The organism is Rhodococcus sp. DT1, from assembly GCF_049844875.1.
Lineage (GTDB): Bacteria > Actinomycetota > Actinomycetes > Mycobacteriales > Mycobacteriaceae > Rhodococcus.
Window position 1 is genome coordinate 1 of record NZ_JBNCLW010000005.1, and the last position, 12,056, is coordinate 12,056.

Below are 12,056 nucleotides of genomic sequence, written 5' to 3' on the forward strand. Positions count from 1 at the left end.
GGAAGCTAAGCCCCATTGCGCCGATGGTACTGCACTCGACAGGGTGTGGGAGAGTAGGACACCGCCGAACACCCGTTTGCTGGAGGCCCCCAACTGTGTTGGGGGCCTCCAGTGTTTTCTGGTGACAAGTGTTTCTCGAATTGTTTTTAACGAAGGGACCCACAAGTGGGTCCCTTTTTCGCATTTATTGATCATTGTCCGGCCATTGGGCAGGATGCACGTTGTGACGACGAAGGCCGAGTTGCTGCGTGTGGCTGTCGGGCAGCCGGCGGTGATCGACGGTGACCACGTTTCGTCGGCACTGGCACATGCGGATCTGATCCGGTCGGCTCGTGCCGACCTCATGGTGTTTCCAGAGATGTCCTTGACCGGGTATCACCTGGACGCTGCGGACGTCGAGGTGGATGGGGACGCCGTGGCGTTGCTTGTCGATGCCTGCCGATCGGCGGATGGTTGCGCGCTGGTCGGTGCACCGGTGACGGAAAATGGTGCGCGTTTCATCGCAATCCTGCGTATCGACGGTAATGGTGTCGAGATCGCCTACCGGAAAACGCATCTGCACGGTGACGAGAACAAGTGGTTCGTACCGGGGCCCGGCGCGTCCGCGATCGAGGTCCTCGGGTGGCGTATCGGTCTGGGTATCTGCAAGGACACCGGCACAGCAGAACACGTCCACGCGACCGCAGCTCTCGATATCGATGTGTACGCGTGCGGGGTGGTGCATCACCGATGGGAGTTGGCGGAACAGCAACGGCGCGCCGCCCATATCAGTGCGGCATGCGGGGCGTATGTAGCGATGGCGAGCTTCGCCGGTGCGACCGGGGAAGGTTTTCGGGCCACGGCAGGACGTTCCGCGATTGTCTCGCCTGGTCAGCGGATGCTGGCAGCGGCCGGTTCCCTGCCCGGCGACTACGTGACAGCGGTGCTCGTATGAGTCGGCCTCCCGGTGCCGAACTAGACGGGTGTGAATTCGAGATGGATCGAAGCCAGCCCGCGGAGGATATACGTCGGCTCATAGGTGAAGTGACGATCGTCGGCCGGCCCGTGCTTCTCCTCGGAGATCTTGATGTCCGCCATGCGGTCGAGGAGGCGTTCGACGGTGACGCGAGCCTCGACCCTGGCGAGAGGACCACCGGGACAGGAATGCACTCCTCGTCCGAAAGCGATGTGTTCGCGGGCGTTTGCGCGGTCGAGCTGGAGCTCGTGAGGTTCGGGGAATCGCCGGGGGTCGCGGTTGCCGGCGGGCAGCGACACCATGACCGGAGTGCCCGCGGGAATGTCGACGCCGCCGAGCGTGGTCGTCTTCTTCGCGAGCCGGAAGTCGCTCTTGACCGGGCCTTCGAGGCGTAGGGCTTCCTCCACGAACTGCGGGATGAGACCGCGGTCTTCGCGAAGTTGCTTCTGGAGATCGGGATTCTCGGCGATCAGCCTGAACGATGCGGTGATCAGTCGGGCGGTGGTGTCCTGCCCCGCACCGAACAGGAACGTGGCGAGGCGTACGAGTTCGACCACGTCGGGGGTCTCGCCGTCGGAGTACGTCGACTCGGCGAGTATCGACAGGACGTCGCCGACTGGTTCCTCTCGTCGGGACTCGATGTAGCGGGAGAACTTGGAATCGAGAAATTCCAGAGGATTGGCGCCGAGTGCGCCGTCTTCGGCCATCGCGCCCGGAGTTTGGGTGGACAGGTGCGCGACGAAAGCGGCGTGATCGGCTTCGGGCACACCGAGCAGGTCTGCGATGGTCAACAGCGCGAAGGGCTGCGCGTATTCGTTGAGCAGTTCGACCTTGCCGGCGGCGTGGAACGTGTCGATCAGGCGGTCGGCGAGCCGCCACATGAACTCTTCGTTCTCCTCGAGTCGCCTCGGGCTGAACAGACCGCCGAGCAACCTGCGGATCCGGGTGTGCTTGGGCGGGTCCATCGTGACGAGGTGCTCGTTGAGCGGAATCTCGGGCCGGTGCTGCTCGATCTGATCGGTGATGTCATCACCGTCTGCTTCGAACGGCATACCGGGAAAAGGGCCGGTCGCGGCGTTGATGTTCGAGTACGTCGACGTATCGCGCAGAACCGCAAGACATTCGTCGAAGCCGGTGACCGCCACAACGCCGCGCGGTTCGATGAACTGCACGGGGCACCTGGACCGGAGATGGTCGAAGTAGGGGTGTGGATCGGGAATGAAGGACGGGTCGGTGAAGAAGTCCTTCGAGTCGAAGTCGTTCAATCGGGTCTCCTGACGTCGTGCGCACGGGAACGTGCACAACTGCGGTAGTACCGATCAACGTCAGCCTCGCCCGATGCTGAGCGCCTGCCTAGCAGTGCTGGATACATGGATAGCATGGAAGCGTAAATGTGGTCAAGGACACATTCCTTGCGCGGCTACCATGGCCCGAACCGGCGACCCGCCGCAGCGAAACGGAGGTGGGCATGGCGTCGTCCAGGCGGATAGGCGCACCGGACGCGAAGAATCGCTCGGTGCTACTCGATGCAGCGGAGCAGTTGATGGTGGAAAGCGGTTACGCCGCAGTTACTTCGCGCCGGGTTGCAGAGAAGGCCGCCCTCAAACCGCAGTTGGTCCACTATTACTTCCGCACCATGGACGACCTCTTCATGGAGGTCTTTCGGCGTCGTGCGGAAGAGGGCCTGCAGATCCAGGCGGCGATCCTGGACGCGCCCCACCCTCTGCGGGCGCTGTGGAACTTCAGTACCGACTCGACCGGCGTTGCGGTCACCATGGAGTTCATCGCGCTGGCCCGCCATCGTCCCGCCTTGCGCGCGGAAATCGCGCGTTACTCGGAACTGTTCCGTGTGGGTCAGCTCGCCGCGGCCGAGCAGGTTCTCGCACGCACCGAGTACGACGTGTCCAGGATTCCGGCTGTCGTGGTGTCGGTGCTGATGACGAGCATTTCCCGCGTCGTCGTCATGGAGGAGGCGTTGGGCGTCACCGCGGGGCATGCCGAAACCATCGAGCTCATCGACTGGTGCCTGGGGGTCCTCGAGAACGAGGCCGCCGACCGGTCGATCGACAACGTCCGCGGTCCCTCCGACCTGCACTAACTGCCACGGTGGTGGCCTCGCCGACAAGTAATCCGAAAACATCCATTGCACGAATGAGAATTGTCTTCTACCTTTATGAGCGGGAAGATCTCGTCTCGACGTCCGGTCGCCCGCGGGTCGTCGAGCCTGCCCCTGGATGCGCGCCGTCGTGTCGGTGACCCGACGGTCGTCGCCCGAATCGATATGCCCGAGAATCGCTTCGGTTTGCGAGTTTCTCCGATATGCCTACGCGTGCAGCACTTTTCGATGATGCTTTCGGTGTGCCGGCGAATGCCGCGCACGCGCTTTCTCACTGTCGAGGGGGAACGGCCGTGGCACAGACCATTTCGAGATCGGCGTCGCGCTGCCGGTTCCCGCTGAGCTCCGGTCCGGTCGGCGCCGGAACGCAAGGTGAGCGGTGATGGCGACGCCTGCGGTCAACGAGATCGGTGGTTGGGCACGGGGATACCTTCGTCGTCACCCCATTGCCGCACTCGAGACCGTGGGCGGTCAATTCGTCCTGGGTTTCCGCGCTGTCCAGTATCTGTTCATCGATGTCTTCACTCTGCGGTTTCCGTTCGTGGAGTTCGTTCGGCAGGCCGCGTTCATGGCTTCGGCCTCGGCGTTGCCGACGATGTTCGTCGCAGTGCCGATCGGCGTGACCCTGTCGATCCAGTTCGGTTTGCTGGCCGGCCAGGTCGGCGCGACCTCTCTTGCCGGTGCGGCGAGCGGCCTGGCAGTCATCAAGCAGGGAGCACCCATGGTCGCGGCCCTGCTCATGGCGTCCGCGGCCGGTTCGGCGGTGTGCGCGGACCTCGGGTCCCGAAAGATCCGAGACGAGATCGACGCAATGGAAGTCATGGGCTTGTCGGTGATCCGCCGGCTCGTCGTTCCACGCCTCGTCGCCGCCGTCGTGGTCGGGCTCGCCCTGACCGGGCTGGTGTGCTTCGTAGGATTTCTCTCGGGCTATCTCTTCAACACGTTCGTCATGAACGGCACACCCGGTAGTTTCGTGTCGACTTTCGCCTCGTTCGCGACCATCGGCGACTTCGTGCTGACGATGATCAAAGCGACGGTGTTCGGCGCCATCGTCGCCATCGTCGCGTGTCAGAAGGGTCTGTCGACCCGGGGCGGGCCCGCGGGAGTGGCCAACTCTGTCAACGCGACCGTCGTTGCCTCGATCCTTCTGCTCATGATCGTGAACGTCGTCTTCACGCAGGTGTATGTGCTGCTGTTCCCGCGGACGGGGTTCTGAGTGGCCTCCCGGTACGTGCCTCGCGGCACGCGCCCGTTCGTCGTCGCGGGCAGAGCGCAGGCAAGATCGATCCAGCGACTCGGGCACATGGTCGTGTTTCTGCTGCGCGCGATTGCGGCCGTCCCCACGACGCTGCGTCACTACAGAAAAGAGTTCTTGCGCATCCTGTCCGATGTCACGTGGGGAAATGGATCGCTCGTTGTCGGCGGCGGCACCGCGGGCGTGATCATCGTCCTGGGAGCGTCCGCCGGAGCGATCGTGGCGATCGAAGGCTACAACGCACTGCATCTGCTGGGCCTCGAGCCTGCGACCGGAATGGTGGCGTCGACGGCGACCACCCGGGAACTCGCACCGATCATGGCGTCGCTCGCGTTTGCGGCGCAGGCTGGTTGCCGGTTCACCGCGCAGTTGGGTGCGATGCGGATCTCCGAGGAGATCGACGCGATGGAATCACTGGCGATCCGCTCGATCCCGTACCTGGTCACCACTCGGCTACTCGCATCGGTCGTGGCTGTCGTTCCGTTGTACCTCGTGTGTCTCACGGTGAACTACGTTGCGGTGCAAGCCGTCATCGGTTTCACCGGAGGTGTCTCGTCGGGCACGTACGCGCATTATTTCGCCTTGGTGCTCAGCGGCACGGACATCTTCTATTCGCTGCTCAAAACGATTGTCTTCGTCATCATCACGACGACGATCCAGTGCTACTACGGGTTCTATGCCTCCGGGGGGCCGCAGGGCGTAGGCACCGCGGCCGGTCGCGCGATGCGCGCCAGTATCTCCGCGATGATCGTGGTCAATCTCCTCATGACGGTCGCGCTGTGGGGCATCGGGTCGGGTGCGAGGCTCGGGGGATAGCAGATGGCGATCATTCTGGAAAGCGATACCGGGCAGATGACCCCCACCAGGCTGTTCACTGCCGGCGCCGTCGCGTTGCTCGTCGCTGTGACGCTGGTGGTCCTCGTGGTCGTGAAGGTCGACGGCAGATTCACGGAGACGGTCGACGTCGAGGCGGCATTGTCCGACATCGGGGACGGTCTGCCTGCCCGTTCGGACGTGAAGTTCCGCGGGGTCCTCGTGGGGGAGGTCAGCGACGTTCGCCGGCCCGAGGGAGAGCGTGCCGGGGTCGTACTGATGTCGTTGAAACCCGAGTACGCACAGAGTATTCCGGGCAGTGTGACGGCCCGCGTCGTGCCGAGCAATGTCTTCGCGGTGTCGTCGGTCCAACTTGTCGACAACGGTGCGGCGCCACCGCTGCACGACGGGTCGACGATCCTCCAGGACACCAGCTTGTCGACCGTGCAGTTGCAGACCGCACTGACGAAGCTTCGCGAGATCACAGCCGCGACAGCGAGAGCCGAAATGCAGCACACTCTCGGTGTTCTCGCCGCCGTGGCCGAGGCCACCGACCGGCGTGGAGACGACATCGTCACCGCCGGGGCGCAACTCGACCGAATTGTGCGAGAGGTCGGAGCCGTCCTCGCGCCCGACGGAGGACCGTCGACACTGGTTGCCCTGTCGGACGCGGTGCGGGGGCTCAGCGAGTCGGCGCCGGAACTACTCGACGCCGTCCATCACGCTGTCGTTCCGATGCGCACGATCACGGAGCAGCAGGCCGAACTGGACACTTTCCTCGCTGCCGGCGCCAGCACCCTGTCGTCGCTGGCGACGGGCATGGAGAAACACGCGGACACGGTGATGGGGGTTACGGCGGCGTTGACGCCTGTACTGGGCGTAGTGGCGGACGGGTCGTCCGCGTTCACGCCGATCACTGTGAGGATGCGCCGTATCTCCGACAAATGGTTCGAGAGTTTCTGGCCGGAAGGCGACGAGCGGGGGATGGGCAAGTTCATCTTCCAGTTCACACCGCACCGCATGTACACACGAGCCGACTGCCCTCGCTACGGTGACCTCGCGGGCGCGAGCTGCGCCACCGCACCGGACACGGGCGCGCCGCCGATCTCGTCCCTGGACAGGGAGCCGCCGATCGTCAGCACCGTGCCGGTCGGCGGCAACGTCGGTCCGGTCGGCGGCGAGCAGGAAAAGGAGCTCCTCGGCAAGATTCTCGGAGGCGATGCGTCGGCCGCGGCCGAGTTGCTTCTCGGTCCTGTGGCGCGTGGAGCCCTCGTGAGCATCATCCCCGACGGGGACGGAGCGCCGAGATGAGCTACCGCACACCGCTGATAGGCCTGAGCCTGTTCCTGATCGTGTCCATCGCGCTGACCTGGCCCGTGCTCGTTACCCTCCAGCGCGGCGTGAACGGTTCGACGACACCGTACAGCGCGGTCTTCAGCGACGTGTCCGGGCTCAGGGTGGGAGACGACGTGCGGATGGCCGGTGTCCGGGTGGGACGCATCGATTCGATCGAACTCGACGACACTGTTGCGCGCGTGGCCTTCCGCATCGAATCGGATCAGGTCGTGTACGACAACACCGAAGCCGCGATCACCTATCAGAACATCATCGGCCAGCGGTATCTCGGTTTGTCGCTCGGTGACGGCGGGTCCGTGACCCCGCTTCCCGCACACGCCGAGATACCGCTCGAGCGAACCGAGCCGTCCTTCGATATTTCTGTGCTGCTCAACGGTTTCGAACCTCTCTTCAGCGTGCTCGATCCGGAGCAGGTGGACGAGATCACCGGAGCGATCATCGCTGCGCTGCAGGGCGACGCCGGGTCCGTGACCACGCTCGTGGCCGAAACATCGCGTCTCGCAGAGTCCCTGGCCGAGCCCGACAGGATTCTCGGGGACATCATTGTCGATCTCGACGGAGTGATCAACGATCTGGCGACGCAGAGCGGGGACGTCGACTCCGTCATCGGCAGCGCTCGAGCGATCTTGGCGGAACTGTCGGCGCAGCGCACCGAGACGATCGAGTCGATGGACTCGATCGCCACGACCGTCGACCGCCTTGCCACGCTGAGTGCGGAGATACAACCCGATCTGCACGACATGCTCGCCAGGGAGCCTGGATTCACAGGGCACTACATGGACAACCTGGAGGAGTTCGAGTATTTCGGGAGGAACCTGCCGGGGCTGCTCAAGGGCCTCGCCCGGGTGAGCCAGGACGGCAGCTATCTCAGCACGTACCTGTGCAACTTCAACGTCACGCTGATACCCGCTCTGAGCAACGTCATTCCGACGCTCGTCGCGCAGGCCACGCCCGAGGGCCGTGCCACGTACTCCCCGGTGTGCGGGTGATGCGCATGATGCCGAAGAAGACGGCAACCACGCGAGCGCGGAAACCCACGCTCGAGGACCGAAGTCCGCTCCTGCTGGGCACCCTGACCGTCCTCGCCGTCATCGTGGCACTGGCAGCCACCGTGGTCGTCTCCGGTGCAGGGTTCGGCTCGGTGCGGTACGAAGCCGAGTTCGCGCAGGCTGCCCGGATCACACCCGGTGACGGTGTGACGATCGCAGGTATCCAGGTCGGGACGGTCGAAGCCACCCGGCTCGACGGACAACACGTGCTCGTCGAGATGGACATCGATCGAGGTGTGCATCTGGGCGTCGACACGATCGCCTCGATCAAGCTCACCACACTGCTCGGATCCCGTTACGTGGAACTTCGTCCGGCCGGTGCGGCACCCCTACCGGACAACCGGATTCCGCTCTCGAACACCGTGGTCCCCTACGACCTGCAGGCCGTCCTGGCCGACGCAACCACGACGTTCGAGCAGGTGGACGCGGAACGGCTGGGCACGACACTCGAGACGCTCTCCGCCGAACTCGACGGGGTCCCCGCGCTGTTGCCTCAGGTGATGGCGAATATCGAGAGCCTGTCGGGCACCGTCGCCGATCGACGCGATCAGATCGGGTCGATTCTGGAAGCCACCGCCTCGATGACAAGCATCGTGCGCGCGCAGCAACACAGTCTGGGTTCCCTGGTGCGGGACGGTCGTGATCTGATGCACGAACTCGAGTCCCGGCAGAACCTGATCCAGCGGTTGCTGACCTCGACGGCGGAACTGGTCGAGGTCCTTCACTCGGTCGTCGTCGACGACCGTACGGAGATCGACTCGCTCATAGCGAGCCTCAGCGGGCTGCTGCACACGTTGAGCAACAACGACGCATTGTTCCGCAACATCCTTCAGATCCTTCCGGTACCGATCAGGAACTTCGCGAACGCGTCGGGGACGGCCAACGAGGTCGATTTCACCGCACCGGCAGGGCCGATGATCGATTCGTGGCTGTGCGCTCTGGTCGGTCACACCGGCGACCCCAGCCTGACCGCTTACCTCGGGGAGTGCGAATGAGATCGAGGACCGTTCTGGTCACAGTGGTGATCGCCGCGATGGTCGTCGCCGTGGCTGCTGTCGTTGCCGGCCGCGTATCGGCCGAACCGGACTCGATCACCGTCACCGCGCGCTTCGACAGTGCAGCAGGACTCTACGAGGGAAATGAGGTCGCGGTACTCGGCATTGCGGTCGGCCGGGTCACCACCATCGAGGCCCGGGGTACTCACGTGGCCGTCACGATGGAGATCGACGGCGGTACCGACATCCCGGCGGACGTCCAGGCGGTCGCCGTGTCCACCTCGGTGCTGACAGACCGGCATGTCGAACTCACTCCCGTCTACGCGGGCGGGGAAGTGCTGCAGGACAACGACACCATCGAACTCGACCGCACCCGGACTCCCATCGAGTTCGACAGACTGCTGGCGATGGCCGACACGATGGCGTTGGAACTCGAGGGTGACGGTGAGGGCAACGGTCCGGTATCGAGTTTGCTCGACCTCGGCGTCGGCATGACCGCGGGGAACGGAGTCGGGATCAGAAGTGCACTCGGGAGGCTGTCCGAAGCGATGAAGCTGAGTTCGGACCAGGGTGCCGCAACCGGAAACCAACTGACCGCGATCGTCGACAACCTCTCCGTCCTGAGCAGCACCGCCGCCGCGAACGACGCGGATATCCGAGAGTTCGGAGAGGCGACCCGAAGGCTGAGCGAGGTGCTTGCCGAGTCGAATCTCGGGTGGGGGGATACCGGCACGCACATCAAAGAGGTTCTCGCACAGGCGACCTCTCTGCTGCAGGACAACCGTGAACCGATTCGCTCCACGATGACGAATGCGGAGGCGGTCACCCGTGCGCTCGCCGAGTACCGCAACGAGGTCGGCGAGTTTCTCGATCTTGCGCCGCTGCTGATGGACAACGCGTACAACGCTATCGATCAGGAGACCGGGGCCGCCCGGGTACACGCGCAACTCGAGAAGGTCTTTTTCGACGGAGAACTCGTGTCCCAGGTATGCACTCTTCTCGAGATGCGCGACCTCGGGTGCAGCACGGGCACCCTGAAGGACTTCGGTCCGGGATTCGGGATCGCCTCGATGCTCGAGGGAATCGCGGGGCTTCCGAGATGATGTGCTCGTGGTGGCGCCGGGTGGCGGTCGTGGGTACGGGAGCGGCGGTGCTCGTCACGACGGCATGCTCCGTCGGATTGGAAGATCTTCCACTGCCCGAACCAGGAGTGGGCGGCGAGTCGTATTCACTGTACGCGACTTTCGAGAACGCGTTGAACCTGCCGACGAAGGCAAAGGTGAAGTTGTCGGGAGCCGACATCGGTGAAGTCGCGTCGATGGTGGTGCAGGATTACACAGCGGTGGTCACGATGCGCATCGCGAGCGGCGTGACCGTCGAGGCAGGTACGACCGCCGAACTTCGTTCGGCCACCCCCCTCGGCGATGTGTTCGTGGCCTTGCAGCCGCCGCCCGAGGCCACCGGCGCCACGCCACTCCGGGAAGGCGACACCATTCCGCTGTCTTCGACCTCGGCGGCAGCGACCATCGAGGAATTGCTCTCCACTGCATCGGTTCTCGTCAACGGCGGTGCCCTCCGCAATTTCACGAAGATCGTCAACGGTCTGGGGGAGGCGGTCGGGGGACGTGGCGACAACCTCGCGAATCTCGTGAACGAATCGACGCGACTGCTCGGGCTGATCGCACGACGTACCGACGAGATCGAGGAGACGCTCGTCCGTACGGATCAACTGATCACGACGATCTCGGAGCGCCGGTCGACGATCGACGACGTCGTACTCGCGGCGCGGCCCGCACTGGACGTGGTGGCCGCCGAGACGTCGCAGGTGCTCGATCTGGTCTCGCAAGTCGACCGCATCAGCCGGCAGATCCAGCGATTTCCGGCGGTGCAGGACACCGATACCCGCAGCATGATCGCAGACATCAACCGCATTGCGGCAGAGCTGAATGCGGCGGCGACCGATCCGGAGGCCGAGCTCTCCGCCGTCAACAGATTGCTGGCACCGATCATGAAAGTCACGAGCAGCACGGCGGCGAACACCGACGCGGACCTCGAGCAGTTGGTGATCGGATCCGAGCCGATTCCGGGGCACCCGGGCGATCCGGGAAGCCGGTTGCCCGACGACACGGATTGGCAAGCCTTCGTGGGAACGCTGACGTACACGCTGACACGTCTGCAGGGCCGGCTGGAGGCGGGAGGATGACCCACCGGCCAGGAGTGCGGCGAGTACCGGACGTGGTTGCGGGCGGGGTGGTGTCCGGGGTCCGCATCGGAAACGCCCATCGGTTGGGGTTGTCGCTCGCGGCACTCGTGATGACCGGAATCCTGGGTGTCGGCTATCTGGTGTTCGGTGTCTTCGATCTGGGGCTGTCGGGCGGGACGATCCGCGTACGAGTCCATTTCGACGATTCCGGCGGCATCCTTCCGGGGCGCGACGTGGCCCTCCGTGGTGTACCCGTCGGACGTGTGACCTCCGTGGACCTGACCGACGACGGCGTTGTCGTGCTGGCGGAAATCGATTCCCGGACCCGGATTCCGATCGGTGGTGAGGTGCGGGTGGCGGGACTGTCGCTCGCGGGCGAACAGTATCTCGACTTCCGGCCCGCTACCGACGAGGGTCCGTATCTCGAAGACGGAGCGGACATCTCGTCGGACGACACCACCACGCCGGTCCCGTTGTCGGCGCTCATGCACGACATGGACGGCATGCTCGCGCAAATCGATCCGGCGTCGTTGCAGACCATCGTGGACGAACTCGGTGTCGGACCGGAGGGACCCCGGAAACTGTCGGACATCGTCGACGGCGGCACCTTCCTCATTTCGGCACTCGACGGAGTGCTGCCGCAGACGGGCACGCTCCTGCGCACCGGGAAGGTCGTGCTCGGGACGCTGGCCGACGCCGCGCCCGGCCTGCAGGCCGTGTCGGCCGAAATGTCGCACACGCTCGGTGGAATCGAATCGATGGATGAGGGATTCCGGTCGTTCCTGCAGACGGCTCCTGACACGATGGCGGCGGCCGACGCGATCATCGCCGAGAATTCGCCCACGATGGTGCAGCTGCTGGGCAATCTCACCACCGTCGCGCAGATGGCGTACGTGAGGGTGCCCGCGCTCGAGGAGTTCTTCTTCCCGAGCGAGCGGGAGGGGTCCACGTTGGAGGCGCTCATGACGGCGTTCCGTGACGACGGTGTCTGGGCTCTCGTCAACATCTACCCTCGGTATTCGTGCGACTACGACCTGCCGCGGGAGTCGCCGACGATTCCGAGTTTCCCCGAGCCTTTTCTGTACACGTACTGCAACAACCCTGATCCGTCGACTCTCGTTCGGGGAGCGCGCAATGCGCCGCGCCCCGTGGGAGAGGAAGGTGCGGCCGGATTACCGCCCGGTGCAGATCCGCTTCGCCGCGCAGATCCGACTCCCATCGGGCCCGGGACGGTTCCGCTCGAATACGGCGGTCCGACCATGCCCTGGGAAAGCGTCAACTGAGCCGGTTACCGAAAGTCCGAATGGAGAACGC

The 12,056-nt window shown here is 64.4% G+C and carries 11 protein-coding genes; 10 read left to right on the forward strand and 1 reads right to left on the reverse strand.

Features of this window, described 5'->3' with window-relative positions:
* Window positions 1-934 (forward strand): carbon-nitrogen hydrolase family protein (locus ACLQ3J_RS13350; protein ID WP_425903545.1); only part of this gene is annotated, 934 nt, incomplete at its 5' end.
* A 20-nt stretch (window positions 935-954) separates the two neighbouring features.
* Here the strand turns inward: ACLQ3J_RS13350 and ACLQ3J_RS13355 are convergent.
* A complete protein-coding gene (locus tag ACLQ3J_RS13355; RefSeq protein WP_425903546.1) occupies window positions 955-2,220 on the reverse strand; it encodes a cytochrome P450 in 1,266 nt (421 codons plus the stop codon).
* Between the two features lie 203 nt (window positions 2,221-2,423).
* Here ACLQ3J_RS13355 and ACLQ3J_RS13360 point away from each other — a divergent pair, with 203 nt between their 5' ends.
* From ACLQ3J_RS13360 to ACLQ3J_RS13400, 9 genes are all read left to right on the forward strand, one after another.
* Window positions 2,424-3,053: a TetR/AcrR family transcriptional regulator gene (locus ACLQ3J_RS13360; protein ID WP_425903547.1), complete on the forward strand. Its 630-nt coding sequence runs from the start codon at window positions 2,424-2,426 to the stop codon at window positions 3,051-3,053.
* Between the two features lie 400 nt (window positions 3,054-3,453).
* On the forward strand, window positions 3,454-4,287 hold the full coding sequence (locus ACLQ3J_RS13365) for an MlaE family ABC transporter permease (RefSeq protein WP_169622820.1): 834 nt from the start codon (window positions 3,454-3,456) through the stop codon (window positions 4,285-4,287).
* Complete coding sequence (locus ACLQ3J_RS13370; RefSeq protein WP_169653235.1) at window positions 4,288-5,142, forward strand: ABC transporter permease; 855 nt, start codon at window positions 4,288-4,290, stop codon at window positions 5,140-5,142.
* Between the two features lie 3 nt (window positions 5,143-5,145).
* Entirely contained in the window at window positions 5,146-6,450 is a 1,305-nt protein-coding gene (locus ACLQ3J_RS13375) for an MlaD family protein (RefSeq protein WP_425903548.1), read from the forward strand.
* Window positions 6,447-7,484 carry an MlaD family protein gene (locus ACLQ3J_RS13380; RefSeq protein ID WP_169653237.1) on the forward strand — a complete coding sequence of 346 codons (1,038 nt, stop codon included), beginning with the start codon at window positions 6,447-6,449 and terminating at the stop codon, window positions 7,482-7,484. The genes ACLQ3J_RS13375 and ACLQ3J_RS13380 overlap by 4 nt, the downstream gene beginning before the upstream one ends.
* Before the next feature lie 5 nt (window positions 7,485-7,489).
* Window positions 7,490-8,539, forward strand: a complete 1,050-nt coding sequence (locus ACLQ3J_RS13385) for an MCE family protein (RefSeq protein ID WP_425903550.1) — start codon at window positions 7,490-7,492, stop codon at window positions 8,537-8,539.
* On the forward strand, window positions 8,536-9,642 hold the full coding sequence (locus tag ACLQ3J_RS13390) for an MCE family protein (protein ID WP_425903552.1): 1,107 nt from the start codon (window positions 8,536-8,538) through the stop codon (window positions 9,640-9,642). Before ACLQ3J_RS13385 ends, ACLQ3J_RS13390 begins: the two co-directional genes overlap by 4 nt.
* Window positions 9,643-9,671: 29 nt before the next feature.
* Window positions 9,672-10,742 (forward strand): MlaD family protein, encoded by a 1,071-nt coding sequence (locus ACLQ3J_RS13395; protein ID WP_425903554.1) that lies wholly within the window; start codon window positions 9,672-9,674, stop codon window positions 10,740-10,742.
* Complete coding sequence (locus tag ACLQ3J_RS13400) at window positions 10,739-12,025, forward strand: MlaD family protein (RefSeq protein WP_425903556.1); 1,287 nt, start codon at window positions 10,739-10,741, stop codon at window positions 12,023-12,025. Before ACLQ3J_RS13395 ends, ACLQ3J_RS13400 begins: the two co-directional genes overlap by 4 nt.
* Window positions 12,026-12,056: the final 31 nt, after the last annotated feature.

Excerpts from the sequence above, each read along its gene's own strand:
- ACLQ3J_RS13375 (WP_425903548.1), top strand. The coding sequence starts at position 5,146 with ATGGCGATCATTCTGGAAAGCGATACCGGGCAGATGACCCCCACCAGG.
- ACLQ3J_RS13380 (WP_169653237.1), top strand. The coding sequence starts at position 6,447 with ATGAGCTACCGCACACCGCTGATAGGCCTGAGCCTGTTCCTGATCGTG.
- ACLQ3J_RS13390 (WP_425903552.1), top strand. The coding sequence starts at position 8,536 with ATGAGATCGAGGACCGTTCTGGTCACAGTGGTGATCGCCGCGATGGTC.
- ACLQ3J_RS13400 (WP_425903556.1), top strand. The coding sequence starts at position 10,739 with ATGACCCACCGGCCAGGAGTGCGGCGAGTACCGGACGTGGTTGCGGGC.
- ACLQ3J_RS13385 (WP_425903550.1), top strand. The coding sequence starts at position 7,490 with ATGATGCCGAAGAAGACGGCAACCACGCGAGCGCGGAAACCCACGCTC.
- ACLQ3J_RS13365 (WP_169622820.1), top strand. The coding sequence starts at position 3,454 with ATGGCGACGCCTGCGGTCAACGAGATCGGTGGTTGGGCACGGGGATAC.
- ACLQ3J_RS13360 (WP_425903547.1), top strand. The coding sequence starts at position 2,424 with ATGGCGTCGTCCAGGCGGATAGGCGCACCGGACGCGAAGAATCGCTCG.